The sequence below is a fragment of the Klebsiella sp. LY genome (assembly GCF_004010915.1).
GTDB lineage: Bacteria > Pseudomonadota > Gammaproteobacteria > Enterobacterales > Enterobacteriaceae > Klebsiella > Klebsiella quasipneumoniae.
This window is the reverse complement of the sequence record NZ_CP022444.1, coordinates 4458601-4482960: the sequence shown is the minus strand read 5'-3', so window position 1 is coordinate 4482960 and position 24360 is coordinate 4458601. Positions and strand designations below refer to the sequence as shown.

Annotated in this window: 25 protein-coding genes, 2 tRNA genes and 1 other RNA gene; 16 read left to right on the top strand and 12 right to left on the bottom strand. The window is 57.8% G+C overall.

Annotated elements, in window-relative coordinates:
• Nucleotides 1–4 precede the first annotated feature (4 nt).
• On the bottom strand, nucleotides 5–589 hold the full coding sequence (gene rimJ, locus CE636_RS24895; protein ID WP_017900738.1) for a ribosomal protein S5-alanine N-acetyltransferase: 585 nt from the start codon (nucleotides 587–589) through the stop codon (nucleotides 5–7).
• Nucleotides 590–817: 228 nt separating this feature from the next.
• Between rimJ and mdtH the strand changes: the two genes are divergently transcribed.
• From mdtH to CE636_RS24850, 7 genes are all read left to right on the top strand, one after another.
• Entirely contained in the window at nucleotides 818–2026 is a 1209-nt protein-coding gene (gene mdtH, locus CE636_RS24890) for a multidrug efflux MFS transporter MdtH (protein ID WP_017900739.1), read from the top strand.
• Nucleotides 2027–2139: 113 nt separating this feature from the next.
• Nucleotides 2140–2700 carry a lipoprotein gene (locus CE636_RS24885; protein ID WP_004204546.1) on the top strand — a complete coding sequence of 187 codons (561 nt, stop codon included), beginning with the start codon at nucleotides 2140–2142 and terminating at the stop codon, nucleotides 2698–2700.
• Nucleotides 2701–2825: 125 nt separating this feature from the next.
• Nucleotides 2826–3872, top strand: coding sequence for a dihydroorotase (gene pyrC / locus CE636_RS24875; RefSeq protein WP_017900740.1), 1047 nt, complete (start codon nucleotides 2826–2828; stop codon nucleotides 3870–3872).
• A gap of 72 nt (nucleotides 3873–3944) precedes the next feature.
• Nucleotides 3945–4196, top strand: coding sequence for a DNA damage-inducible protein I (gene dinI / locus CE636_RS29210; RefSeq protein ID WP_002898994.1), 252 nt, complete (start codon nucleotides 3945–3947; stop codon nucleotides 4194–4196).
• Nucleotides 4197–4499: 303 nt separating this feature from the next.
• Nucleotides 4500–4754, top strand: a complete 255-nt coding sequence (bssS, locus tag CE636_RS24860) for a biofilm formation regulator BssS (RefSeq protein ID WP_002898992.1) — start codon at nucleotides 4500–4502, stop codon at nucleotides 4752–4754.
• Between the two features lie 125 nt (nucleotides 4755–4879).
• On the top strand, nucleotides 4880–5998 hold the full coding sequence (gene solA / locus CE636_RS24855; protein ID WP_017900741.1) for an N-methyl-L-tryptophan oxidase: 1119 nt from the start codon (nucleotides 4880–4882) through the stop codon (nucleotides 5996–5998).
• Nucleotides 5999–6070: 72 nt separating this feature from the next.
• The gene (locus CE636_RS24850; RefSeq protein WP_004204539.1) at nucleotides 6071–6184 is read left to right on the top strand and encodes a DUF2770 family protein; all 114 of its coding nucleotides are present in this window, start codon (nucleotides 6071–6073) and stop codon (nucleotides 6182–6184) included.
• Here CE636_RS24850 and CE636_RS24845 read toward each other — a convergent pair.
• Complete coding sequence (locus CE636_RS24845) at nucleotides 6170–7234, bottom strand: rhodanese-related sulfurtransferase (RefSeq protein ID WP_017900742.1); 1065 nt, start codon at nucleotides 7232–7234, stop codon at nucleotides 6170–6172. The two genes, CE636_RS24850 and CE636_RS24845, sit on opposite strands and share 15 nt — an antisense overlap.
• A gap of 205 nt (nucleotides 7235–7439) precedes the next feature.
• Between CE636_RS24845 and CE636_RS24840 the strand changes: the two genes are divergently transcribed.
• The 3 genes from CE636_RS24840 to CE636_RS24825 all read left to right on the top strand — a co-directional run bounded on the left by CE636_RS24840 (nucleotide 7440) and on the right by CE636_RS24825 (nucleotide 10248).
• Nucleotides 7440–8360, top strand: coding sequence for a Kdo(2)-lipid IV(A) acyltransferase (locus CE636_RS24840; RefSeq protein ID WP_017900743.1), 921 nt, complete (start codon nucleotides 7440–7442; stop codon nucleotides 8358–8360).
• A gap of 171 nt (nucleotides 8361–8531) precedes the next feature.
• Complete coding sequence (mdtG, locus tag CE636_RS24830) at nucleotides 8532–9770, top strand: multidrug efflux MFS transporter MdtG (protein ID WP_004204535.1); 1239 nt, start codon at nucleotides 8532–8534, stop codon at nucleotides 9768–9770.
• Between the two features lie 91 nt (nucleotides 9771–9861).
• Nucleotides 9862–10248 carry a MysB family protein gene (locus tag CE636_RS24825; protein WP_002898981.1) on the top strand — a complete coding sequence of 129 codons (387 nt, stop codon included), beginning with the start codon at nucleotides 9862–9864 and terminating at the stop codon, nucleotides 10246–10248.
• Here the strand turns inward: CE636_RS24825 and CE636_RS24820 are convergent, their stop codons facing one another.
• The 3 genes from CE636_RS24820 to mdoG form a co-directional block, all read right to left on the bottom strand.
• A complete protein-coding gene (locus CE636_RS24820) occupies nucleotides 10249–10476 on the bottom strand; it encodes a YceK/YidQ family lipoprotein (protein WP_004204534.1) in 228 nt (75 codons plus the stop codon).
• Between the two features lie 66 nt (nucleotides 10477–10542).
• Nucleotides 10543–13071, bottom strand: a complete 2529-nt coding sequence (gene mdoH / locus CE636_RS24815; protein ID WP_017900745.1) for a glucans biosynthesis glucosyltransferase MdoH — start codon at nucleotides 13069–13071, stop codon at nucleotides 10543–10545.
• The gene (gene mdoG, locus CE636_RS24810) at nucleotides 13064–14617 is read right to left on the bottom strand and encodes a glucans biosynthesis protein MdoG (RefSeq protein ID WP_004140751.1); all 1554 of its coding nucleotides are present in this window, start codon (nucleotides 14615–14617) and stop codon (nucleotides 13064–13066) included. The genes mdoH and mdoG overlap by 8 nt, the downstream gene beginning before the upstream one ends.
• Before the next feature lie 251 nt (nucleotides 14618–14868).
• Between mdoG and mdoC the strand changes: the two genes are divergently transcribed.
• Nucleotides 14869–16029, top strand: coding sequence for a glucans biosynthesis protein MdoC (gene mdoC / locus CE636_RS24800; RefSeq protein WP_004204532.1), 1161 nt, complete (start codon nucleotides 14869–14871; stop codon nucleotides 16027–16029).
• 34 nt (nucleotides 16030–16063) lie between these two features.
• On the opposite strand, the gene CE636_RS24795 is transcribed toward mdoC, so the two are convergent.
• The 6 genes from CE636_RS24795 to ghrA form a co-directional block, all read right to left on the bottom strand.
• Complete coding sequence (locus CE636_RS24795; RefSeq protein WP_017900746.1) at nucleotides 16064–16657, bottom strand: TetR/AcrR family transcriptional regulator; 594 nt, start codon at nucleotides 16655–16657, stop codon at nucleotides 16064–16066.
• Nucleotides 16658–16723: 66 nt separating this feature from the next.
• The gene (gene ymdB, locus CE636_RS24790) at nucleotides 16724–17251 is read right to left on the bottom strand and encodes an O-acetyl-ADP-ribose deacetylase (RefSeq protein ID WP_004204529.1); all 528 of its coding nucleotides are present in this window, start codon (nucleotides 17249–17251) and stop codon (nucleotides 16724–16726) included.
• Nucleotides 17252–17403: 152 nt separating this feature from the next.
• Nucleotides 17404–17886, bottom strand: a complete 483-nt coding sequence (locus tag CE636_RS24785) for a DUF1097 domain-containing protein (protein WP_004204528.1) — start codon at nucleotides 17884–17886, stop codon at nucleotides 17404–17406.
• A gap of 103 nt (nucleotides 17887–17989) precedes the next feature.
• Nucleotides 17990–18544 (bottom strand): TorD/DmsD family molecular chaperone, encoded by a 555-nt coding sequence (locus tag CE636_RS24780; protein WP_017900747.1) that lies wholly within the window; start codon nucleotides 18542–18544, stop codon nucleotides 17990–17992.
• A gap of 22 nt (nucleotides 18545–18566) precedes the next feature.
• Complete coding sequence (locus CE636_RS24775; RefSeq protein WP_017900748.1) at nucleotides 18567–19304, bottom strand: phosphatase; 738 nt, start codon at nucleotides 19302–19304, stop codon at nucleotides 18567–18569.
• A gap of 88 nt (nucleotides 19305–19392) precedes the next feature.
• Nucleotides 19393–20331 carry a glyoxylate/hydroxypyruvate reductase GhrA gene (gene ghrA, locus CE636_RS24770; protein WP_017900749.1) on the bottom strand — a complete coding sequence of 313 codons (939 nt, stop codon included), beginning with the start codon at nucleotides 20329–20331 and terminating at the stop codon, nucleotides 19393–19395.
• A gap of 268 nt (nucleotides 20332–20599) precedes the next feature.
• On the opposite strand from ghrA, the gene CE636_RS24765 reads away from it, so the two are divergent.
• Nucleotides 20600–20687 (top strand) — tRNA-Ser (locus CE636_RS24765).
• Nucleotides 20688–21216: 529 nt separating this feature from the next.
• On the opposite strand, the gene CE636_RS24755 is transcribed toward CE636_RS24765, so the two are convergent.
• On the bottom strand, nucleotides 21217–22122 hold the full coding sequence (locus tag CE636_RS24755) for a LysR family transcriptional regulator (protein ID WP_004204523.1): 906 nt from the start codon (nucleotides 22120–22122) through the stop codon (nucleotides 21217–21219).
• A gap of 114 nt (nucleotides 22123–22236) precedes the next feature.
• Here CE636_RS24755 and CE636_RS24750 point away from each other — a divergent pair, with 114 nt between their 5' ends.
• From CE636_RS24750 to CE636_RS24735, 4 genes are all read left to right on the top strand, one after another.
• Nucleotides 22237–23097 carry a pirin family protein gene (locus CE636_RS24750; protein WP_017901458.1) on the top strand — a complete coding sequence of 287 codons (861 nt, stop codon included), beginning with the start codon at nucleotides 22237–22239 and terminating at the stop codon, nucleotides 23095–23097.
• 18 nt (nucleotides 23098–23115) lie between these two features.
• Nucleotides 23116–23793: an isochorismatase family protein gene (locus tag CE636_RS24745; RefSeq protein WP_004204521.1), complete on the top strand. Its 678-nt coding sequence runs from the start codon at nucleotides 23116–23118 to the stop codon at nucleotides 23791–23793.
• Nucleotides 23794–23938: 145 nt separating this feature from the next.
• A tRNA-Ser gene (locus CE636_RS24740) sits at nucleotides 23939–24026 on the top strand.
• Nucleotides 24027–24070: 44 nt separating this feature from the next.
• Nucleotides 24071–24208: non-coding RNA, RtT sRNA (locus tag CE636_RS24735), on the top strand.
• Nucleotides 24209–24360: the final 152 nt, after the last annotated feature.

The window sequence follows — 24360 nt, the reverse complement described above, 5'->3', positions numbered from 1 at the left end:
CTCCTTAACGTCCCGCTGACCAGTCCGGCGTCGTTAGCGCCGTCAATACATGGTCACGCCACTGCCCGTCAATCAGCAGGTAATCTTTGGCGTAACCCTCTTTTTCAAACCCCAACCGCGCCAGCAGCGCGCCGCTGCGCTGATTATGCGGCATATAGTTGGCCATAATGCGATGAATATGCTGCGTACGCTGCATATAGCGAATCGCCGACGTCAGCGCTTCAAACATCAGCCCCTGCCCCTGCCACTTCTCGCCAATAGAGTAGCCGAGATAACAGGCATGGAATGACCCGCGCACCACGTTGGAAAAATTCGCCACGCCGACGATCTCCTTTTCCTCCGGATCGAGCAGCGCGAAATAAAAAGCAGACCCCTGCTTATGAAACTCGGCGATCATCGACAGACGCGCCTGCCATCCGGAAGGATAGCAGTGGCTGTCGTCACGAACCGGCTCCCAGGGTTTTAAGAACGCCTTATTCTCGGCGTAATAATCGGCCAGACGCCAGGCGTCACGATCGTGAACCAGGCGCACCACCAGCCGGTCCGTCGTCAAACGCACCTTCGGCACGTTACTGCGATAGCCAAACATTTCCTTTTCAGTCCCCCTGACTTCATTCTTGCTGCCTTCACTATACCTGTCCTGCGCGACGGTGTGAAAACAGCAACATACCATTTTCTGCGCCATCTCCTCTTTTCGATGAATAGCCTCAATCGAACTTGCATTTTGATAAAAAAATATTGTCGCAAGGGCGCTGGGAAAAGCAGCAGATTGCCCGCAGAATATCCACGCTTATCTCTATTTTTCCCTGGAGGGGAAATGTCCCGCGTCTCGCAGGCAAGGAGCCTGGGTAAATATTTCCTGTTAGTCGATAACATGCTGGTCGTGCTGGGCTTTTTTGTCGTCTTCCCGCTGATTTCCATCCGCTTTGTCGATCAGATGGGCTGGGCGGCGCTGATGGTCGGCATCGCGCTCGGCCTGCGCCAGCTCGTGCAGCAGGGATTAGGTATCTTTGGCGGCGCCATCGCCGACCGCTTTGGCGCCAAACCGATGATCGTCACCGGTATGCTGATGCGCGCCGGCGGCTTCGCGGCGATGGCCGTCGCCCATGAGCCGTGGGTGCTGTGGTTCTCATGCATACTTTCCGGACTCGGCGGCACGCTGTTCGACCCGCCGCGGGCGGCGCTGGTGGTTAAGCTGGTGCGCCCGCATCAGCGCGGCCGCTTTTTCTCCATCCTGATGATGCAGGATAGCGCCGGCGCGGTGATTGGCGCGCTGCTGGGCAGCTGGCTGCTGCAGTATGATTTCCGCCTGGTGTGCAGCGCCGGCGCCGCGCTGTTTATCGCCTGCGCGGCGTTTAACGCCTGGTATCTGCCGGCATGGAAGCTCTCAACGGTAAAAACGCCGATCCGCGAGGGGCTGGGCCGGGTGCTGCGGGACAAGCGCTTCGTCACCTATGTCCTGACGCTGACGGGCTATTACATGCTGGCGGTGCAGGTGATGCTGATGCTGCCGATCATGGTGAATGACATCGCCGGCTCGCCGGCCGCCGTAAAGTGGATGTACGCCATCGAAGCCACCATTTCGCTGACCCTGCTCTATCCCATTGCCCGCTGGAGCGAAAAACGTTTTCGCCTTGAGCACCGGCTGATGGCCGGTCTGCTGGTGATGACCCTGGCCATGCCCCCCATCGGCATGACCAGCAGTTTGCAGCAGCTGTTTACCCTGATCTGCCTGTTTTACATCGGTTCCATCATTGCCGAACCTGCCCGGGAGACGCTGGGCGCCTCGCTGGCGGACGCCCGGGCGCGCGGCAGCTATATGGGCTTCAGCCGCCTGGGGCTCGCCTTTGGCGGCGCGCTGGGATATGCGGGCGGCGGCTGGCTGTTTGATGCTGGTAAAGCCGCCGGTCAGCCCGAGTTGCCGTGGCTGATGCTCGGGGCCATCGGGGTTATCACCTTTCTGGCGCTGTGGTGGCAGTTTAGTCCGAAACGCTCTGCCTCCGGCATGCTGGAGCCGCGGACCTGATGCGCGCGGCGGCGGTTTCTCCTGCTTTCAGCCTATTCTGCTGGTATCGAGGATGCTGACAGGTCATGATGCTTTGTGTCAGGATGAATGAAGGTATGAGCCAGAGGAACCCCATGAAAAAGATTTTGATCGCCGCCGCGCTGATTGTCAGCGGCCTGCTGAGCGGCTGTAATCAGCTGACCCAATACACGGTAAGCGAGCAGGAGATTAACCAGGCCCTGCAGAAGCGAAACCATTTTGCCAAAGATATTGGTCTGAAAGGCGTTGCCGACGCCCATATCGAACTGCAGAACCTGACCAGCGCTATCGGGCGCGAGGAGCCGGGCAAAGTCACGCTGACCGGGATCGCTAACGTTGACCTGAACTCCCTGTTCGGCACGCAGAAAGCGACGATCGATCTGAAGCTCAAAGCGCTGCCAACCTTTGACAGAGAGAAAGGCGCCATCTTCCTGCAGGAAATGGAGGTGGTGGATGCCAAAGTGGCGCCCGAGAAGCTGCAGTCGGTCATTCAGGCCCTGCTCCCCTACCTGAATCAGTCGCTGCGCAGTTACTTCAGCCAGCAGCCGGCCTATGTCCTGCGTGAGGACGCCAGCACCGGTGAAGCGCTGGCGAAGAAATACGCCAAAGGCATCGAGGTGAAGCCGGGCGAGATTGTCATCCCCTTTACCAATTAATCTCCAGGGCGCCGCGGCGCCCTCAATTTTTTACGGAAATGAGTGCAAAGGAAAACGTTTACGCTTATCCTTAGTGCCCGGCAAAAAACAGCCCTGATGACTGAACCTATTAGCCGGAGCCTTCCATGACAGCACAATCCCAGGTATTGAAAATCCGCCGCCCAGACGACTGGCATATCCATCTACGTGATGACGATATGCTGAAAACCGTCGTGCCTTATACCAGTGAGTTTTATGGCCGGGCGATCGTGATGCCGAATCTGGTGCCGCCTGTCACCACCGTCGCGGCGGCTATCGCCTATCGCCAGCGCATTATGGACGCCGTCCCGGCCGGGCATGATTTTACCCCGCTGATGACCTGCTATCTGACAGACTCCCTCGACCCGGCGGAGCTGGAGCGCGGCTTTAACGAAGGCGTATTCACCGCCGCCAAGCTCTACCCGGCCAACGCCACCACCAACTCCAGCCACGGCGTCACCAGCACCGACGCCATTATGCCGGTGCTGGAGCGGATGGAAAAACTGGGGATGCCGCTACTGGTACATGGGGAAGTCACCCACGCCGAGATTGATATATTCGATCGCGAAGCGCGCTTTATTGAAACCGTGATGGAGCCGCTGCGCCAGCGCCTGCCCGGACTGAAGGTGGTCTTTGAGCATATCACCACCAAAGATGCCGCCGAGTATGTGCGTGACGGCAATGAACTGCTGGCGGCCACTATCACCCCGCAGCATCTGATGTTCAACCGTAACCATATGCTGGTCGGCGGTATTCGTCCTCACTTATACTGCCTGCCGGTACTTAAACGCAATATTCATCAGCAGGCTCTGCGGGAGCTGGTCGCCAGCGGCTTCAGCCGCGCCTTCCTCGGCACCGACTCCGCACCGCATGCCCGCCACCGTAAGGAGGCCAGCTGCGGCTGCGCCGGCTGCTTCAACGCCCCGACCGCCCTCGGCAGCTACGCCACGGTGTTTGAAGAAATGAACGCTCTGCAGCACTTTGAGGCTTTCTGCTCGCTGAATGGCCCGCGCTTCTACGGTCTGCCGGTCAATGAGAGCTACGTTGAACTGGTGCGTGAAGAGACGACCGTTGTGGACAGCATTTCCCTGCCTGATGACACCCTGGTGCCCTTCCTGGCAGGTGAAACCGTTCACTGGACCGTGAAGAAATAAAAACGTAGCCCCCTGTTGTCAACGCCAACCGGATACTGTATAAATAACCAGTATCGAACGCAGGGGGCAATTATGCGCATTGAAGTGTCTATCGCCAAAACTACCGCCTTACCCAACGGCGCGCTGGAAGCGCTGAATAACGAACTCTCTCGCCGTATCGCCGAGCAATTCCCGGCCATCGACAGCCAGGTGAGCGTCCGCTACGCCACCGGCAATCAGCTCTCGGTGTTTGGCGCCCTGAAAGAAGACAAAGACCGGATAAGCGAAATCCTGCAGGAAACATGGGAAAGCGCGGACGACTGGTTTGTCCACGATCTCTCCTGAAGCATGGCGGGATCCAGTTACTCTGGTTTGCTCCCTCATTGTGCTTTTTTTTGCCGGGTCGCCCCGGCTTTTTTTAGCCCCTCTTCTGTTCAGAATAGTCCTGATTATTCTGCTCAATATCGACTAAAGTGGCCATTTTACGCGCTTATCTTGAATAAAAAAGCGGCAAAAGAAGAAAATCATGCTGCCTTTCATTTAATTTCTCGAGTTTATTCTTGATCCCTGATATAATTAACTTGCTTCAAAAAATATGCATTAAACCTCGAGAATTGTTGTCTTTTAACATATGAATAAGGGGTTATGATGGAAAAAAATAATGAAGTCATTCAGACCCATCCCCTCGTTGGATGGGACATCAGCACCGTTGATAGCTACGATGCGCTGATGTTGCGCCTGCACTACCAGAACCCCACTCAAGAAAACAGTAATGATGCTGAGATCGGCCAGACGCTATGGCTAACGACGGACGTCGCACGTCAGTTTATTTCAATCCTGGAAGCAGGCATTGCGAAGATTGAATCTGGCGAATACCAGGAAAACGAGTACCGCCGACATTAACGCGGCTTGCGAATGACTTAACATTAAACTTAACAGGCACCTGCGGGTGCCTGAATTATTTTCGGGCTTGTATAAGCACAGGGAGTTAATTACCCTGCTAACAAGGCAATTACCCGGAACTCACCATGCAATACGATCTTATCATTATTGGCAGCGGCTCCGTCGGCGCCGCCGCTGGCTATTATGCGCGCCGTGCCGGACTCAATGTTCTGATGACCGACGCCCATCAACCTCCCCACCAAGAAGGCAGCCATCACGGCAGCAGCCGTCTTATCCGTCACGCCTATGGCGAAGGTGAGAAATATGTTCCGCTGGTGCTGCGTGCCCAGCAGCTATGGGATGAACTGGCAGAGATCAGTGGCGAAGCCGTGTTTGAACGCACCGGCGTCATTAACCTCGGCCCCGCCAGCTCCGCTTTTCTCGCCAACGTCGCCGCCAGCGCCCGTGCGTTCAAGCTTGAGGTGGAAGAGCTGGATGCCCAGGCCGTAATGCAGCGCTGGCCAGAGATACGCCTCCCCGAGGACTATCGGGCGATTTTCGAACCCGCTTCCGGCGTACTGCGCAGCGAGCTGGCCGTCGAAACCTGGATCCGTCTGGCGCGGGAAGCAGGCTGCGCGCAGCTATTCAACTGTCCGGTCTCGGCTATTCATCACCATGCTGACGGGATCACCATCGATACTCTCGACGGTGAATATCATGGTAAAAAGCTGCTGATCAGCGCCGGGACCTGGGTCACCCGCCTGCTCCCGGACCTCCCCATCCAGCCGGTACGTAAGGTGTTTGCCTGGTACCAGGCCGATGGCCGTTACAGCAGCAAGAATCACTTTCCGGCCTTCACCGGCGAGTTGCCCAACGGCGATCAATACTACGGTTTCCCGGCAGAAGATAACGAGCTGAAGATTGGCAAGCATAACGGCGGTCAACCGATCTCCATGCCGCAGGAGCGAGTGGCATTTGGCGCTGTCGCCAGCGATGGCTCCGAATCGTTTCCTTTTTTGCGCAACGTCCTGCCAGGGATCGGCGGCTGCCTGCACGGCGCCTCCTGTACTTATGACAATACCGTCGATGAAGATTTTATTATCGATACGTTACCCGGCAGACCAGACACGTTGCTAATCACCGGTCTGAGCGGGCATGGCTTTAAGTTTGCCCCGGTGCTGGGGGAAATTGCCAGTCAGTTTGCTCAGGGCGAAGCATCGCGCTTCAACCTGGCGCCCTTCTCGCTGGCGCGATTTAACGCGTAATGGAATGCGGCACTTTTGCCGTCGGGCAAAAAAAACGGCCTCTGTCGAGGCCGTTAGTCATTGAGAGCGATTATGCGTCGCCTGTTTAATTTGCTGGTCAATAACGTCCGCGAGCACTTTATGATCTACCTGGCGCTTTGGCTGCTGCTGGCGATCATCGATCTCGTCTGGTTATGGTTTTTCTGACGGCTCAGGATCGAGGATCCCGAGTTTGGTGTTCAGCCGACCACGCGATTTATTAAAGATTTTATTGCCGTTTTCACGCCCGGCGCGCAGCTTACGCTGCTCCTCTTCCGGTAGCTTATGCTCTTCCATGCAGGCTTCGCTACAGCAGCCGGCAAACTTCTCGGCGCAGCTCGGGCACTGGATAAACAGCAGATGGCAACCATCGTTCAGGCAGTTGGTATGGGTGTCGCACGGCGTGCCGCACTGATGACAGTGCGCGATAACGTCATTGGAGATCCGCTCGCCCATCCGTTCATCAAAGACAAAGTTTTTGCCAATGAAACGCACAGGCAGCCCCTGCTCACGGGCGCGGCGGGCGTACTCGATGATGCCACCCTCGATGTGCCAGACCTTATTGAAGCCGTTATGCTTCATCCAGGCGCTGGCTTTTTCACAGCGAATACCGCCGGTGCAATACATGACAATTTTTTTGTCTTTATGGTCCTGCATCATTTCCACGGCTTTCGGCAACTGGTCGCGGAAGGTATCCGCCGGGATCTCCAGCGCGTTTTCGAAATGGCCCACCTCATATTCATAGTGGTTGCGCATATCGATAAACACGGCATCCGGATCGTCAAGCATCGCGTTGACCTCAGCCGCCTTGAGATAGTCTCCGACGTTGGAGGCGTCGAAGGAGGGATCGTCGATGCCGTCGGCAACGATGCGGTCACGCACTTTCAGGCGTAGAACCCAGAACGATTTACCGTCGTCCTCGAGAGCGATATTGAAACGCAGCCCCGCCAGCGCCGGATCGAAGCCATAGAGAAACTCACGCAGGGCTTCAACATTGCTTTGCGGCACGCTGATTTGCGCGTTGATCCCTTCCCGGGCCAGATAGATGCGGCCAAAGACTTTCAGCTGGGTTAAGGCAACCCACAGCGCATCGCGGGTCGCCTGCGGATCGACAATGGTGAAATATTTATAGAACGAGATCGTCGTGCGCGGCTCGGTTTCAGCCAGCATTTGCGCCTTTAACGTCTCATTTGAAATGCGGTTGTGTAACACTGGCATGGTGTACCTGCTCGACATAGAAATGAGGAAATAAACGGCGGGCATGATATAGCAAAGCTTATTAATTTACATCCCTACATTTTACGCTACATTTTTCTCACCCGGTCGCCCCCCACTTAACAAAACAATGTGGCTGTCGCCGCCTTTGGCTGGCCGGTAAAAAAATGCGATAATATAAGATGTTGCTTACTGATACGGGTATGAAATGACTCATTTGCCTAAATTTTCTCCGGCGCTGCTGCATCCGCGCTATTGGCTGCTGTGGCTGGGTATCGGCCTGCTGTGGCTGGTTGTCCAACTGCCCTACCCGCTGATCTACCGCCTCGGGAACGCCATCGGCCGCCTGGCCATGCGCTTTATGAAGCGCCGGGCGAAGATCGCCTATCGCAACCTTGAGCTCTGCTTCCCCGAGAAAAGCGAGCAGGAACGTCACCGGATGGTGGTGATGAACTTCGAATCGGTTGGCATGGGGCTGATGGAGACCGGTATGGCCTGGTTCTGGCCAGTTCGCCGAATCGCCCGCTGGACCGACACCATCGGCTTTGAGCATATTCGCGATGTGCAGGCGCAGCAGCGCGGCATTCTGCTGATCGGCATTCATTTCCTGACACTGGAAATGGGCGCGCGAATGTTCGGCATGAACGAGCCGGGGATTGGCGTCTATCGTCCCAACGATAACCCGGTCATCGACTGGCTGCAGACCTGGGGCCGGCTGCGCTCCAACAAGGACATGATCGACCGCAAGGATCTGAAAGGTATGATCCGCGCGCTGAAAAAAGGCGAGGTGGTGTGGTACGCGCCTGATCATGATTACGGCCCGACCGCCAGCGTCTTCGCCCCACTGTTTGCCGTTGACCAGGCGGCGACCACCTCCGGCACCTGGATGCTGGCGAAAATGTCCAAAGCCTGCATCGTGCCCTTTGTTCCACGCCGTAAACCGGACGGTAAAGGTTATGAACTGATTATCCTGCCGCCAGAGTGCTCCCCGCCGCTGGACGACGCGGAAACCACCGCCGCGTGGATGAACAAGATCGTAGAGCAGTGCATTATGATGGCCCCGGAACAATATATGTGGCTCCATCGCCGCTTTAAAACCCGCCCCGAGGGGACGCCCTCCCGCTACTGATCCCCTTTCCCGGCCGCGCGCCTCCCGGCCGGGAATCCCCACCGCTCAGGCTTTACGCTCTGCTTTAGCTTTAAAAGCTCTCCTCCATTGCGGCATTTATTTCCCAGGCGCATAATTAGCAGGCTCATATTTTCTCTTAATTTGACCTGCTGCGCAGGCCAGTGGAACCCTATGTCGTCTGCTGATACCCCCATTAACTGGAAACGAAACCTGACCGTCACCTGGCTTGGCTGCTTTTTAACCGGCGCTGCCTTCAGCCTGGTCATGCCCTTTCTGCCGCTTTATGTCGAACAACTCGGCGTCACCGGCCATAGCGCCCTGAACATGTGGTCCGGGCTGGTCTTTAGCATTACCTTTCTCTTCTCCGCCATCGCCTCGCCGTTCTGGGGCGGACTTGCTGACCGCAAGGGACGTAAAATCATGCTGCTGCGTTCAGCCCTCGGGATGGCCATCGTCATGATGTTGATGGGGATGGCGCAGAATATCTGGCAGTTTCTGCTGCTGCGCGCGCTACTCGGCCTGCTGGGCGGCTTTATTCCCAACGCCAACGCCCTGATCGCCACCCAGATCCCACGCCATAAAAGCGGCTGGGCGCTGGGCACGCTGTCAACCGGCGCGGTAAGCGGCGCCCTGCTCGGCCCGCTGGCGGGTGGTTTCCTGGCAGACCACTGGGGCCTGCGTACCGTCTTCTTTATGACCGCCGCGGTGCTGTTTATCTGCTTTCTGTTTACCCTGTTTTTAATCCGTGAAAATTTTGTCCCAATCGCTAAAAAAGAGATGCTCAGCGCGAAGGCGGTATTCTCCTCTCTGCAGAATCCGAAACTGGTGCTCAGCCTGTTTGTCACCTCGCTGATCATCCAGGTCGCCACCGGCTCCATTGCGCCGATCCTGACGCTTTACGTGCGCGATCTGGCGGGTAACGTCAGCAATATCGCCTTTATCAGCGGGATGATCGCCTCAGTGCCGGGCATTGCCGCCCTGATGAGCGCCCCCCGTCTGGGCAAACTGGGGGATCGTATCGGACCGGAAAAAATCCTCATCGTGGCGCTGATTATCTCGGTGCTGTTGCTGATCCCGATGGCGTTCGTCCAGACCCCGCTGCAGTTAGGTATCTTACGGTTCCTGCTCGGCGCCGCGGACGGCGCGCTGTTGCCGGCTGTGCAAACCCTGCTGGTGTATAACTCCACCAGCCAGATCTCCGGGCGGATCTTCAGCTATAACCAGTCATTTCGTGATATTGGCAACGTCACCGGCCCCCTGATCGGCGCCTCGGTTTCCGCCAACTACGGCTTTCGCGCCGTCTTCCTTGTCACAGCAGGAGTGGTATTGTTTAACGCGATCTATTCGACCCTTAGCCTGCGCCGACCAGCCGCGGACGCCTCGCAGCCCGACCGCCATTCAGTAAATTAACGTCCAGAGGGGCTCAGCCCCTTGACGCCTTGCCAAGCGCCTTCTATAGATTGAATCGTGTTCAATTCATATTCTTCTCAGGAGATTCGCTATGCCAAAGGATTCGATGTTCTATGCCACGCTCGAAGAAGCTATTGATGCAGCACGTGAAGAATTTCTCGCCAACAACCCTGACAGCGATGAAGAGAGCGCTAACGTTGAGCAGCTCAATATTCAAAAGTATGTGCTGCAGGATGGCGATATCGCCTGGCAGGCCGAATTTTTTGCTGACGAAGAGGAACAAGGCGAATGCTTACCGATGCTTAGCGGCGAAGCCGCGCAGAGCGTCTTCGATGGGGATTATGATGAGATAGAGCTCCGTCAGGAGTGGCTGGAGGAAAATACGCTTCATGAGTGGGATGAAGGTGAATTCCAGCTCGAGCCCTCTCTGGACACCGAAGAGGGACAGACGGCGGCCGACGAGTGGGACGAGCGTTAATCAGTTATAGGGCCCGTGGCTGGCGTCCAGCGGCAGCAGAAGCGTATCGAATACCAGCGAGAACGGCAGGTCCAGAATGGTGAGATAGCGCCATCCTGAATCGCGAACGTCCCACTGCACGCCCGGGTAATATTGATTGCCATGCCCCTGCCCGGGCACCGTCCGGCTGATAATGCTGCCGCAGCCGCTGAGCAGCAGCGCCATGGCAATGATCGGTAGTATTCGCATCCACAACCTCGTCTTTCAGATAAAAAAATACCGGCATCGCTGCCGGTATTTTCATTAACGTACGGCTTATTTCGTTTTCAGCGCCAGCGGGTTAAGCGCCAGCTGCTGATAGGCGTTCACCCACGAGGAGTATTTCTCCGGCGCGGCCCATACGCGATAGTGCAGACGCGACATGGTTACCGGGTCGCTCAACAGCACCAGTCGACGATCGCGGTTCAGCTTATCCGGCGTTTCATTCAGCGCCTGCTCGACATGACGCTCGCGGGCGATCTCCAGGATATGACCCTGACGGTGCCGCGCGGTGGCCATCGCGGTGGCAAGGGCGTTAAACGACGGGTTAAACACCGCGTGCATAAAGCCATCGTCCAGCGAACGCTGACGGTTCAGCGTCAGGTACGCATCGGTATCCTTGAGCACCTGCGGCGGCGAATACTCTTCCGGAATCAGGAACAGCTTCCAGCGCTTGGTGCGCAGGCCCACGGTCGCCCGGCTGGAGATAGCCGACACGAACGGCGACAGAATCAGCGATACGACAATCGGCGCCAGCCAGAACAGGAAGCGCAGATCCAGCCATGCCATTCCGACCGCCCATACCAGCCCCAGCAGCAGCTGCGAGCCGTGACGCATAAAGGCTTCTCCCCACGGCGTGGAGTCATCATCACGCTGCGGCGAATTCCACACCACTTCCCAGCCGAGGAAGGCGCTGACCACGAAGACGGTGTGGAACAGCATGCGAACCGGCGCCAGCAGGACCGAGAACAGAACCTCCAGCAGCAGGGAAAGCGTCACGCGGATAAATCCACCGTACTCCTTCGGCCCCTTACACCACACCAGGATAATACTCAGCAGCTTCGGCAGGAACAGCAGCACCATGGTCGAGGCGAACAGCGCAATAGCCAGCTCCGGACGCCACTGCGGCCACACCGGGAACAGCTGACGAGGCTGCAGGAAGTACTGCGGCTCGGTCAGGGCATGCACCACCTGCAGCGCTGTCGACAGGGCAAGGAACATAAACCACAGCGGCGCTGACAGGTAGGACATCACGCCGGTAAGGAATACCGCTCGGTGGACCGGGTGCATCCCTCTCACGAGGAACAGGCGGAAGTTCATCAGGTTGCCCTGGCACCAGCGGCGGTCGCGTTTCAGCTCGTCCAGCAGGTTCGGCGGCAGCTCTTCATAAGAGCCCGGCAGATCGTAGGCAATCCACACGCCCCAGCCGGCGCGACGCATCAGCGCGGCTTCAACAAAGTCGTGCGACAGAATTGACCCGGCAAAGTTGCCCTCGCCCGGAAGCGGCGCCAGCGCGCAGTGCTCAATGAACGGCTTCACGCGGATAATGGCGTTATGTCCCCAGTAGTGGGACTCCCCCAGCTGCCAGAAGTGCAGACCCGCCGTAAACAGCGGACCATACACCCGGGTTGCAAACTGCTGGCAACGCGCATACAGCGTGTCCATGCCCGAGGCGCGTGGGGATGACTGGATGATCCCGGCGTTCGGGTTCGCTTCCATCAGACGCACCAGGCTGCTCAGACACTCTCCGGTCATTACCGAGTCCGCGTCAAGCACCACCATGTAGCTATACTGGCTGCCCCAGCGGCGGCAGAAATCATCGATGTTGCCGCTCTTACGCTTCACGCGACGACGACGACGACGGTAGAAGATCTGCCCTTCGCCCTGCACTTCGGCAATCAGCTCCATCCACGCCTTTTGCTCAGCAACACAGATATCGGGGTTATAGCTGTCGCTGAGGATATAGACGTCGAAATGGGCGCCGTTGCCGGTGGCTTTCACCGACTCCCAGGTCGCCCGCAGCCCGGCGAACACGCGGTCAACGTCTTCGTTACAGATCGGCATAATAAGCGCTGTCCGGTGCGCCGGGTTCAACGGTTCGTCACCGACCGTCGAGGCGGAAATACTGTACTTATCGCGACCTATCAACAGCTGCAGGAAGCCCATTAACGCGGTCCAGAAGCCAGCGGAAACCCAGCAGAACAGCACCGCGAAGAGGATCAGAATGCCGCTCTGCAACACGTACGGCAGCAGCTGCATGAACGAGATCCACAGGTTCTGCCCCACCATGTCGGCCGGGTTGATCAGCGCCCAGCCCTGATAAGGCAGAATGGTTTTCATGTACCAGGTGGCCACCACGGTCTGCGACAGCGTTAGCAGCAGCAGGATGTAGCGACGAATGGTGCCGACGGTACGCCATTTTTGCTCGCTCTCGCGCTCTTCTTGCGTCAGGCGGGAGAGATAGCGCGGCGTGACATCGCGTCCGCGCAGACGGTCCCAGAAGCGGCCAACCGGGTTGGTACGCCACGGGTCCGGGATCATCGAGGAGCGCTTGGCTTTCGGCATCGCATGCAGCTGGGTGCGGCCTTCATCATCCTTCACCAGCTGATCGCCAGACAGCGAATCCGGCCAGCTGTGCGCCAGCCGCGCCTTGACCGACCCCAGCGGGGAGTCGTCTTCGCGGGCGAAGGTCTGATGTTCGTCATCCAGGGCCTGATGAACGGCCTGCAGGCTGGTGTCCGGCAGCGCCGATTTCTCGGCGTCCGACAGCGGCAATGCGTCAATGTACTTCGTTATCTTATTCATTGGCAGGCAGCTGATAGCTCCAGGTTTCGCTCAACGTGTCATCACCGTTAACCAGTGCGGCGCGCATTTCCGTCGTTTTCTTCGGATCTTTCACCTTCAAACGCAGGATCATACGCCAGCCTTTGGTCACCGGATTGTAACGCACGGTATTTTCAACGATTTCAGCGTTATCGCCGGTGCTCGCCTGGGCGGCGACCGGGGTATCCGCTGGCAGTTTTTTCATATCGGCGCCGGTAAAGTCGACAATGAAAGCAATGGTGCCGTCCGGCTGGCGGATCAGGTTCGACTGCTTCACGTCGCCGGTAGAGCGGCGGGTCTGCATAACGTACGCGTTATCCGGCGCATGCAGCTTGTCTTCATCGCGGCTGAAGGTGATGGTGTACTTGAAGTTCATCTCCTTGCCCGGCTCCGGCAGCTGATCCGGCGTCCAGTAAGTCACGATGTTATCGTTGGTTTCATCGTTGGTCGGGATTTCGACCAGTTCGATTTTCCCTTTGCCCCACTCCCCTTTCGGGGTGATCCAGGCGCTCGGGCGCAGGTCATAACGATCGTCAAGGTCCTCGAAGCGCGAGAACTGACGGCCGCGCTGCAGCAGGCCGAACCCTTGAGGGTTTTCCATCGCATAGCTGCTAACGGCCAGGTGTTTCGGGTTGTTCAGCGGACGCCAGATCCACTCGCCGTTGCCCGCCAGGATCGACAGACCATTGGAGTCGTGCAGCGCCGGACGATAGTTGAGCGCCGGAGAAGGCTGGTTGGAACCGAACAGGAACATGCTGGTCAGCGGCGCCACGCCCAGTTTGCCCACTTTGTCACGCAGGTAAACTTTGGACTGGACATCCACCACGGTGTCGCGTCCCGGCATGATCACAAAGCGATAGGCGCCGGTTGCCCGCGGCGAATCCAGCAGCGCATAGATAGTCAGACGCTTGTCGGTGGCTTTTGGTCGCTCGATCCAGAACTCACGAAAACGCGGGAACTCTTCGCCGGAAGGCAGCGCGGTATCGATAGCCAGACCGCGCGCGGACAGACCGTATACCTGACCCTGACCCAGCACGCGGAAGTAGCTGGCACCGAGCATGCTGACGATTTCATCGTTCTTATCTTTGCTGTTGATCGGATACAGTACTTTGAAGCCGGCGAAACCAAGGTCTTTCACCGTGTCTTTATCGTGCTGAACGTTACCAAAGTTAAAATAGTCCGGGCTATATTTAATTTTGCGCACGCTGGTGGCCGTCACTTCATTGATGGTGACCGGCGTGTCGAAGTACATACCCTGATGGTAAAATTCAAGCTTGAATGGGGTTTTCTGGTTATTCCAGTAAGCTTTATCGTGATTAAACTGAATTTGCTGGTAGTCCGCGTATTTCATGTCGCGGAAAGCGGAGGGCAGGTTACTCTTTGGCGCTTCATAGCCTTTCCCGGCTAACGTTTTGGCCTCTTTTGCAACGTCATCAATGCTAAATGCCCATGCAGATGAAGTACACAGGGACAACATTACGGCTGCGCTTAACCAACGCATTTTCATCATCTGTGGTTTATGTTTCATATAAGTAAGCACTTCCCCCTTTGTGTGCTTAAATCGATCCGATCTATTTTAATGGAAACTCAGGCAATCCGACAACATAATCCCTGCTTTGTTCAGCGTAGCGGCGCAGGGAATAAACAGTTCGCAGTCCCGTTTGCACTTTGCGTGCTTATCCTGGAGACAGGTACCCCGAGTTCATGTAGGGTTGCTGATAATGTAAGCGTTATCATCTTGAGTGATAAGACGAATTATCTGAGATTGTCGTGAATCGTATGAATAATACTCCGGTACAGCGTGAATATTTTTTCGACAGCATCCGCGCCTGGCTGATGCTGCTGGGGATCCCTTTTCACATTTCGCTGATTTATTCCAGCCACAGCTGGCATGTCAACAGCGCTGAGCCCTCGTGGTGGCTGACGCTGTTTAATGATTTCATTCATGCCTTCCGCATGCAGGTCTTCTTCGTCATCTCCGGCTATTTTTCCTATATGCTGTTCCTGCGCTACCCGCTGAAAAAGTGGTGGAAAGTGCGCGTCGAACGGGTCGGCATTCCGATGCTAACCGCCATCCCGCTGCTGACGCTGCCGCAGTTTATTATGCTGCAGTATGTCAACGGCAAGGCGGAAAACTGGCACACCCTTTCCGGGTACGACAAATTCAACACCCTGGCGTGGGAGCTCATTTCCCACCTGTGGTTTTTGCTGGTCCTGGTGGTGCTGACTTCGCTGGGCGTGGTGCTGTTTAAATGGCTGACGCGCCGCCCGGCAGGAGGTGCTCACGCTTTCGGTGACACTGTCACTATGGGCCAGCTGACGATGATTTTCCTTGCGCTAGGGGTGCTTTACGCGCTGATCCGTCGGTCATTGTTCGTGATCTATCCGCCCCTGCTGAGCAATGGTCTGTTTAACTTTGTGGTCATGCAGACGCTGTTCTATTTGCCCTTCTTTGTGCTGGGGGCGCAGACCTTTATTAATCCGCGCTTAAAGGCGATGTTCACCACTCCGTCGCCATGGTGCTGCGCGGCAGCGCTGCTGGGATTTATCGCCTATCGGCTGAACCAGCAGTACGGCTCCGGCGACGGCTGGATGTATGAAACGGAATCGGTGATCACCATGGTGCTGGGGCTGTGGATGGTCAATGTGGTCTTTTCGCTCGGCCATCGCCTGCTGAACTTCCAGTCGGCGCGGGTGACCTATTTCGTCAATGCTTCGCTGTTTATTTACCTGGTGCACCATCCACTGACGCTGTTGTACGGGGCGTGGATCACCCCGGCCATCAAGTCGAATACCTTAGGCTTTATTGGCGGGTTGGTTTTTGTGGTGGGTATTGCCCTGATCCTGTATGAAATTCACCTGCGTATTCCGCTGCTGCGTTTCCTGTTCTCCGGTAAACCGATGAACAAACCGGCCAAAACCCCGGCCTCGGCCAGTTAACCTTTAGCTTTTGCGGCACGCCTGGCGTGCCGCGCTACGCTTGCTCATCAAACAGCCGGTCGAAGATCATGTTATACAGGGCTTCTAAATCCGCTTTATCGACCGGGGTGGATGCGCTCAGCTCACAGCGGTAGGCTGCCCCCTCCGTCAGAACGGCGATGAGCTCTGAAGCGGCATTGCGTCGCGCATCGCTGAGCCCGGGATGATAACGCTGCGACAAACGCCCGCCCTCCTCTTTCAACCGCCGGTCGGCCTGCACCAGGATCTCGCGCAAGCGTGGGTTGCGCGAGGCTTCGGCGTTAATTTCCATCAACAGATAATTGTCGCTTCTGGTGGCTGCCGAAGTCGGGATCCTGCCCGCCAGCACCGCCGCTTTTCGCGCCAGATTGTGGTTCTCATCGATCATCTCGCCGACTCTGGCGTTGACGATTTCGCTGACAATTGCTTCGATGATCGCTTCCTTGCTGGCAAAAATGCGATACAGCTGACCGACGCTCAGACCCGCCTCGCGGGCGATATCCGCGACAGAGGCGCCATGCAATCCCTTCGCCGCGAAACATCTTTGCGCAGCGGCAACGATCTCCGCGCGGCGCGCCTGCTGCTTCTGCTGTACTTTTCCTTCTGACACCCTGCTCCCTCCTGCTATCCATCATTCCTGTCAATATCGGCGGTTATCATAGCCTATTCTGCTGAATCAGGGGCATGCCGCCAGCAGGCGACGATAGATAGCTGCCGTTTCCTCGTCGAAACAGACGAACAGGACCCGTTCAAGCGGGTTATAGCGGGTGAGAAACGCGGTCACGGTGCGCACGGCGATCGCCGCCGCTTCCTCTTTCGGATAGCCATACACGCCGGTGCTGATCGCCGGAAACGCAATGGAGCGATAGTTGTTTGCCGCCGCCAGCTGCAGGCTGTTTTTGTAGGCATCGGCCAGGGTTTGCGCCTCCATGCGGTCGCCGCCGTGCCAGACCGGACCCACGGTATGGATCACCGCGCTGGCGGGAAGATCGCCCGCCATCGTGATCACCGCATGCCCAGGGGGACATTCGCCCTGCTGCTGCAACACCTGCTTGCAGGCCGCCAGCAGCGCGGGACCGGCCGCCCGGTGGATCGCGCCATCCACCCCGCCGCCGCCCAACAGCGAGGGGTTTGCCGCATTCACAATCACATCGACATCAAGCGTCGTAATATCGCCGAGAATTACTTCAGGTTGAACAGCCATTTCTCCTCCTGTCGGCATAGCGCGTGGGTACGGCTTTCTGCCGATACTAGGGCATACCCGCCCCCGGGAGCAAGATTATCCCGCAGCGCCGGCGACAAGATGGTAAAAAAAACAGGACCCTGAGGGTCCTGTTGATATCATCGTCCCGCCGTTCAGGCGTTGTCGTTGGCGAACGATTTTTGCTTTTCCGCACGGGCCGCCAGCCACAGGCCACTATTCTTCATGGCATAGCCAAAGACCAGGCCCAGCGCCAGGGAAGGGATCACCAGACGCCAGTCGCCATCTGCCGCGAAGGTCGCGCAGGCGCCGATAAAGGTGCCGGGAACAAACGACAGCAGCGTCTGTCGCGCCTGGATGCACATCAGAAAGGCCACGACGCCGGTCATCATATAGCTGAGGATCTGCAGCTGTGGGGCCAGCGCGCTACCGTGGATAATCACCAACGCCCAGGCAACGCCGCTCATTACCGTGCAGGAGGAGATGGCCAGGCCTTTCAGACCGCCCTGCGGGCAGGCGAAATAGGCCGTACAGCCGAGGAAACCGGCCCAGCTCAGCAGGCCGAGGGCGACGGCCACCCATCCCCAAATCCCGGAGAGAATGCCCGTCGTTAATGCGATTGCGAAGAGTATGTTCATGGCGCGTATCCTAGCAGATACGCACCGAAAGAATGCGATCTAAAACACACTAAATGAATGAACCTGATTTCAGTTACATTAAATTAGTGACTTGAATCACATTTTATTGCTCATCTTCTTCCTGAAGCTCGTCCCACATCGCGGCGATGGCGTCGCGGGTTAACGGCGCCATGGTGCGCCAGAACGGTGTGTGCGCATGCGCTTCGACTTTCCCCAGCATCGTCCCGCACCACGGCAGGATATAGTCGGCAAACAGGAGCTCCAGCGTCTCGCTCTGCGCTTCTGTGGCATGATCCTCCAGCCAGGAGGCGGCCAGCAGCAGCGATCCGAGATGATCCGCCGGACCTTCTCCTGTCGGGATGCCGTGATTGCTCAGAAAAGACCGGACCTCCGCTTCAGAGGAACCCTCCACCCACGCGCTACGGTACGGCGGAACGCTGCAGGCTTCACCGACGAACAGCGCATTATAGTCCGTCGCCAGGGACTGCATTTCACAGCTTTTCTGCAGACGCGCCAGCAGCTCGTCCTGCTCAAGCGGCCAGCTGGCGGCCAGTTTGCCCTCGCGGATCAGGCTAAACAACGGCACCAGCAGCGGGTCCTGCGGTTGACGGTAATACAGCGAACCCAGCACGCGGCAGAGGATTGAAAACTCGTTCATTCAGTTATTCCAGTTATACAAATTAAAGGTCAGCAAATTCCGGGATCGCCGGCATACCACGCGACTCGAGGAAGTCGAGCAGGCGACGCGGAGAAACGTTGAGGATCCTCTCCTCCGGGAAATCGACAACATCGAGGATCTTGCGGCATTCGGTAAACTCTCCGAGGGTAAACGCAGTGTGAGAGTCCGAGCCCAGCGCCACCCACCCTCCGGCGTCGCGCACCGCGGCGGCGATGGCCCGGCAGTTATCTTCACTGCCCACGCGCGATGAAACGAAAGAGGAGTTATTGATCTCCAGCGCCACCTGGTAACGGGCCGCCGCTTCGGCAATGGCCGGGATATCCACCGGGAATTTCGGATTACCCGGATGGCTAATCATATGCACTTTACCGCTGGCCATCGCGGCAATCATCGCCTGCGTATGGGTGGCGCTATCCTGCGGCGGAAACACCGGCTCGTGGAATCCGGCGATGATCAGATCGAGCGACGTCAACATCGGCCCGGAACAGTCGATCTCGCCTTCGATATTTTTAATATTCGACTCAATACCGCGCAGGATCCCCACACCGTCCACCAGACGGGGCCAGATGCGCATATTAACGAAATGCCAGTAGTGCGGAGCATCCGCCATGTCCGGGCCGTGATCGGTAATGGCGAAGAGTTTGATCCCTTTACGCTTTGCTTCCGCAATATAATCGTGCAGGGTGCTGTAGGCGTGGGTGCTGGCGACGGTATGCATGTGCAGGTCAACGGGATACATCACATTCTCCTCTTCTGTTTGCCGCAAGAATAGCAGGAATCCGGGCGCTTGATTAGCAAAAACCCCGCCGTGGCGGGGTTCGCTTATCTTAATAACCGCGCTGACGATCGACCTGACCGCTAACCGATTCCCCTCGCTCCAGCCGGCTAATGGTCCCGGCGATGTAGGCAATGGCCTCCATCGGGCGGGTGACTGCCGCCACGTGGGGAGTCATGGCCACCCGCGGGTGCGCCCAAAGCGGGCTCTCCTGGGGCAACGGTTCGCGACTGAAGACATCGAGCATTGCCCCTTTGAGCTTACCGCTGTTCAGCGCCGCCAGCAGATCTTCTTCAACGACATGCACGCCGCGGGCAAGGTTTAGGACATAGCTCTCATCCGGCAGCTGCGCCAGCAGCGTCTGGTTAATAATGCCGACGGTTTCAGCAGTGTTCGGCAGCAGGTTGATCAGGACGCGGGTCCCCTGCAGGAATCCACCCAGCTCGGCCTGGCCGGCAAAGCTCTGTACCTGCGGCCAGGATTTACGGCTACGGCTCCAGACGCGAAGCGGGAATCCCCAGGGTTGCAGGCTTTCCGCAACCTTCGCCCCCAGCACGCCGGCGCCCATAATCCCGATGGTGAATTCGTCGGCGCGGTACTCGGGCAGCGGCTGCCAGCGGGAAGCCAACTTCAACGCCTGATAGTCATCGAACCGGCGGAACCAGTGGAGCACCTGGCTCACGGCATACTCCTGCATCTGCCGTCCCATACCGGTATCTTCGAGACGAAACAGCGGGATCGACAAGGGCAACATATCCGGATGATCGCGCAGCTTACTAAGGATCGAATCCACCCCCGCCCCAAGGGCGAACACGGCCTTCAGCGCCCTGCCTTGCAGCATCTCTACCGGTGGATGCCAGACCAGGGCATAGTCCGCCGGCTGGTTATCGCCCGCTTTCCATTCGCGTACTCGCGCGCCGGGTAACTGCTTTTCCAGCTCTCGGATCCAGTATTGGGTATCAAAGGTCGGATGGTAAAAAATAATCTCCATAGGGGCTCCTGATAGCAGACGCCCGGGGCAGGTTAATGCAGGCGTCTTATTTTACTCATTGTTTTCTATTGGTTTGCCAGCATAACAAATTTCCCCTTGTCGCAAAGTGAAAAGGGAGTGGCGACAAAAAAAACGGATTTCGCACGTTTAAGGAGCAAGTTGTTCGAAGTTTGTCTAAACGCGCTGATTTTGCAAAAAGTTGATTGACGGGCGATACGTATTTCCCTACATTAGCGCCCGTTCCCGACAACAACGGGAAAGACAATATGGTGAGGTGTCCGAGTGGCTGAAGGAGCACGCCTGGAAAGTGTGTATACGGCAACGTATCGGGGGTTCGAATCCCCCCCTCACCGCCATATTTTAAGAAGAGCTCGTACGAAAGTACGGGCTTTTTTTTCGCATGTGGCACCCACCGGGGGGGATGAGAATCCCCGACCGGGGTTCGACAACTGGCGCAGCCAGTTGGACAGACCGTGAGCCCGCGAGCGGGCTGCCCCGACAAAAACGCCGGGAGCGTTTTTGAACAACGCCTGCGTTGGCCCCGCAGGGGCGAGGCCCATGGATGGGCCGAGTAACGGCGAGCGAAGCGAGTCAATCCCCCCCTCACCGCCATATTTTAAGAAGAGCTCGTACGCAAGTACGGGCTTTTTTTTCGCATGTGGCACCCGCCGGGGGGGATGAGAATCCCCGACCGGGGTTCGACAACTGGCGCAGCCAGTTGGACAGACCGTGAGCCCGCGAGCGGGCTGCCCCGCAGGGGCGAGCGAAGCGAGTCAATCCCCCCCTCACCGCCATATTCGAGATGAGAGCCTGTACGCAAGTACGGGCTCTTTTCTTTTATATTCTCCGCCGGGGAGAGCCCCCCGAGAAAAGCCAATCCCGAAGCTAATCCTCTTCCATTCGCTGATACTCTTCGCTGAGGTAATCCACCAACGCCCTGACGGAGGGCAGCAGCCCGCGCCGTGAGGCAAATACCGCATGGATCACTTCCCGCCGCGGCTGCCACTCATCCAGTACCACCTCTAACTCCCCTGACGCCAGCTGATCGCGCACCATTAACAAAGGAAGCTGCACAACCCCTACGCCGGCCATCGCCGCCTCGCGCAGCGCCAGCATATCGGTGGTCACCATTCGCGGCGTGAAATACACCTCCGCCCTTGCCCCCTCAGGCCCGGTAAGCTGCCATTTATGCTGATGCTTGTTCGCCCCCAGGCTGAGCCCAGGCCAGGCGCTCAGCTCAGACGGCGCCTGCGGACGTCCGAGCCGGGAAATCAGCTCCGGACTGGCCACCAGCCGGTGCCCTCGGTCCGCCAGCACACGCATCACCAAATCGCTGTCCTCGATAGGCCGGGGCCGGACGCGGATCGCCACATCAATGCCCTCCCCGACCACATCCACCCGGCGGTTGGTCGCCTCAAGATGCAAAGTGACCCCGGGATAGCGCGCCATAAATCGCGCCAGCATCGGTCCGATATGGACATGCAGCAAGGTGACCGGACAGGTGATCCTGACGCTGCCGCGCGGCTCGGCGCGCAGCGTGTCGACCGCCTGCTGCGCCGCCTCGGCCTCTATCAGCATCGCTTTGCAATGCTGGTAAAAGGTCTGCCCGACCTCGGTAACCGCGAACTGGCGAGTGGTTCGCTGAATCAAACGCACGCCCAGCCGCTCCTCGAGTTGCGCAATGCGGCGGCTGAGCTTGGATTTCGGCTGGTCAAGCGCTCGCCCTGCCGCGGCGAAACCGCCATGGTCCACGACCTGGACAAACCAGGCGAAGTCATTGAGATCCTGCATCCTTCCTCCATTGTTCCATTTTTGGAACAGTATAGGCCATTTTTGCTTACTACCGCACATGTCGTCCCGGATATAAGCTTATTCACATCAGATACCGATACACAGGAGAAAGCCATGAAACAGATTACAGGAGTCTACACCGCGCCCGCGCAGCATTGGGTAGGCGACGGCTTCCCGGTTCGTTCGATGTTTTCCTATCAGACGCACGGCCAGCAGCTGAGCCCCTTCTTACTGCTCGACTATGCCGGGCCGTACACCTTCCCGGCGGGCAGCGATAAACGCGGCGTCGGTGAGCATCCGCATCGCGGATTCGAAACCGTCACCATCGTCTACGCCGGAGAGGTAGAACATCGTGACTCCACCGGCCGTGGCGGGGTGATTGGCCCAGGCGACGTGCAGTGGATGACGGCTGGCGCCGGGATCCTGCACGAAGAGTTCCACTCTGAGGCCTTCACCCGCAGCGGCGGCGAGCTGAAGATGATCCAGCTGTGGGTCAACCTGCCCGCCAAAGACAAAATGACGGCCCCCGGCTACCAGAGCATTACCGCCGGGACGATCCCCACCGTCGCGCTGACGAATGGCGCCGGACAGGTTCGGGTTATTGCCGGCCAGTATGACGACGTCAGCGGCCCGGCCCATACCTTCTCACCGCTTAACGTGTGGGATATGCAGCTGAATCAGGGGAGCGACCTCACGCTGCGCCAGCCGGAAGGCTGGAGTACCGCGCTGGTGGTACTGGAAGGGGAAGTGATCATCAACGGTTCCGAATCCGCCCGCGAAGGACAGCTCGCCGTCCTGAGCCAGGCAGGAGAGGCACTGCATCTGGAGGCGACCGCTCTGGCAAAAGTTCTGCTGATGGCCGGAGAACCGCTGCAGGAGCCGATTGTGGGCTATGGCCCCTTTGTCATGAATAACAAAACGCAGATCGCAGAAGCCGTTCGCGATTTTAACAGCGGCCGCTTTGGCCAAATCTAACTGATTGAGGTGAATACTATGTCTACTCCCGCTAATTTTAACGGTGCTCGTCCGGTGATTGATGTCAACGATACCGCAATGCTGTTGATTGACCACCAGAGCGGCCTGTTCCAGACCGTCGGCGATATGCCGATGCCAGAGCTGCGCGCTCGCGCCGCCGCGCTGGCGAAGATGGCCTCGCTTGCCGGGATCCCGGTGATCACCACCGCCTCCGTGCCGCAGGGGCCGAACGGTCCGCTGATCCCGGAGATTCATGAGAACGCGCCGCATGCGCAATACATCGCCCGTAAAGGCGAGATCAACGCCTGGGATAACCCGGAATTCGTCGCCGCGGTGAAAGCGACCGGTCGCAAAACGCTGATTATCGCCGGGACCATCACCAGCGTCTGCATGGCCTTCCCGGCGATTGCCGCCGTCGCCGACGGTTATAAAGTGTTTGCCGTGATTGACGCTTCCGGCACCTACAGCAAAATGGCGCAGGAGATCACCCTGGCTCGCGTGGTACAGGCTGGCGTAGTGCCGATGGATACCGCCGCCGTCGCCTCTGAGCTGCAGCGCACCTGGAATCGCCCGGACGCGGCAGAATGGGCGGAGGTGTACACCAAAGTCTTCCCGGCCTACCAGCTGCTGATCGAAAGCTACAGCAAAGCGCAGGACGTGGTGAAGAATAACGAACAGCTTGATTCCCAGCGCTAAAACACCCGCCCCACTGCGTCGCAGCGGGGCATTGTTCATTGCGTGAGCAGTCGGTAAAGAAAGAAGAAAATATGCTTGACCGTTTTAACGCAACTCCCTATAGTAGCGCCCCGTTGCCCACCCAAGGTGAGCAGCAAGACAATATGGTGAGGTGTCCGAGTGGCTGAAGGAGCACGCCTGGAAAGTGTGTATACGGCAACGTATCGGGGGTTCGAATCCCCCCCTCACCGCCATATTCGAGATGAGAGCCTGTACGCAAGTACGGGCTCTTTTCTTTTATATTCTCCGCCGGGGGGGGATGAGAACCCCCGACCGGGGTTCGACAACTGGCGCAGCCAGTTGGACAGACCGCGAGCCCGCGAGCGGGCTGCCCCGCAGGGGCGAGCGAAGCGAGTCAATCCCCCCCTCACCGCCATATTTTAAGAAGAGCTCGTACGCAAGTACGGGCTTTTTTTTCGCATGTGGCACCCACCGGGGGGATGAGAACCCCCGACCGGGGTTCGACAACTGGCGCAGCCAGTTGGACAGACCGCGAGCCCGCGAGCGGGCTGCCCCGACAAAAACGCC

Bases quoted from the DNA above. Each gene is read 5' to 3' on its own strand.
- rimJ (WP_017900738.1), bottom strand. From the start codon at position 589: ATGTTTGGCTATCGCAGTAACGTGCCGAAGGTGCGTTTGACGACGGAC.
- mdtH (WP_017900739.1), top strand. From the start codon at position 818: ATGTCCCGCGTCTCGCAGGCAAGGAGCCTGGGTAAATATTTCCTGTTA.
- CE636_RS24885 (WP_004204546.1), top strand. From the start codon at position 2,140: ATGAAAAAGATTTTGATCGCCGCCGCGCTGATTGTCAGCGGCCTGCTG.
- pyrC (WP_017900740.1), top strand. From the start codon at position 2,826: ATGACAGCACAATCCCAGGTATTGAAAATCCGCCGCCCAGACGACTGG.
- dinI (WP_002898994.1), top strand. From the start codon at position 3,945: ATGCGCATTGAAGTGTCTATCGCCAAAACTACCGCCTTACCCAACGGC.
- bssS (WP_002898992.1), top strand. From the start codon at position 4,500: ATGGAAAAAAATAATGAAGTCATTCAGACCCATCCCCTCGTTGGATGG.
- solA (WP_017900741.1), top strand. From the start codon at position 4,880: ATGCAATACGATCTTATCATTATTGGCAGCGGCTCCGTCGGCGCCGCC.
- CE636_RS24850 (WP_004204539.1), top strand. From the start codon at position 6,071: ATGCGTCGCCTGTTTAATTTGCTGGTCAATAACGTCCGCGAGCACTTT.
- CE636_RS24845 (WP_017900742.1), bottom strand. From the start codon at position 7,234: ATGCCAGTGTTACACAACCGCATTTCAAATGAGACGTTAAAGGCGCAA.
- CE636_RS24840 (WP_017900743.1), top strand. From the start codon at position 7,440: ATGACTCATTTGCCTAAATTTTCTCCGGCGCTGCTGCATCCGCGCTAT.
- mdtG (WP_004204535.1), top strand. From the start codon at position 8,532: ATGTCGTCTGCTGATACCCCCATTAACTGGAAACGAAACCTGACCGTC.
- CE636_RS24825 (WP_002898981.1), top strand. From the start codon at position 9,862: ATGCCAAAGGATTCGATGTTCTATGCCACGCTCGAAGAAGCTATTGAT.
- CE636_RS24820 (WP_004204534.1), bottom strand. From the start codon at position 10,476: ATGCGAATACTACCGATCATTGCCATGGCGCTGCTGCTCAGCGGCTGC.
- mdoH (WP_017900745.1), bottom strand. From the start codon at position 13,071: ATGAATAAGATAACGAAGTACATTGACGCATTGCCGCTGTCGGACGCC.
- mdoG (WP_004140751.1), bottom strand. From the start codon at position 14,617: ATGAAACATAAACCACAGATGATGAAAATGCGTTGGTTAAGCGCAGCC.
- mdoC (WP_004204532.1), top strand. From the start codon at position 14,869: ATGAATAATACTCCGGTACAGCGTGAATATTTTTTCGACAGCATCCGC.
- ymdB (WP_004204529.1), bottom strand. From the start codon at position 17,251: ATGGCTGTTCAACCTGAAGTAATTCTCGGCGATATTACGACGCTTGAT.
- CE636_RS24785 (WP_004204528.1), bottom strand. From the start codon at position 17,886: ATGAACATACTCTTCGCAATCGCATTAACGACGGGCATTCTCTCCGGG.
- CE636_RS24780 (WP_017900747.1), bottom strand. From the start codon at position 18,544: ATGAACGAGTTTTCAATCCTCTGCCGCGTGCTGGGTTCGCTGTATTAC.
- CE636_RS24775 (WP_017900748.1), bottom strand. From the start codon at position 19,304: ATGTATCCCGTTGACCTGCACATGCATACCGTCGCCAGCACCCACGCC.
- ghrA (WP_017900749.1), bottom strand. From the start codon at position 20,331: ATGGAGATTATTTTTTACCATCCGACCTTTGATACCCAATACTGGATC.
- CE636_RS24755 (WP_004204523.1), bottom strand. From the start codon at position 22,122: ATGCAGGATCTCAATGACTTCGCCTGGTTTGTCCAGGTCGTGGACCAT.
- CE636_RS24750 (WP_017901458.1), top strand. From the start codon at position 22,237: ATGAAACAGATTACAGGAGTCTACACCGCGCCCGCGCAGCATTGGGTA.
- CE636_RS24745 (WP_004204521.1), top strand. From the start codon at position 23,116: ATGTCTACTCCCGCTAATTTTAACGGTGCTCGTCCGGTGATTGATGTC.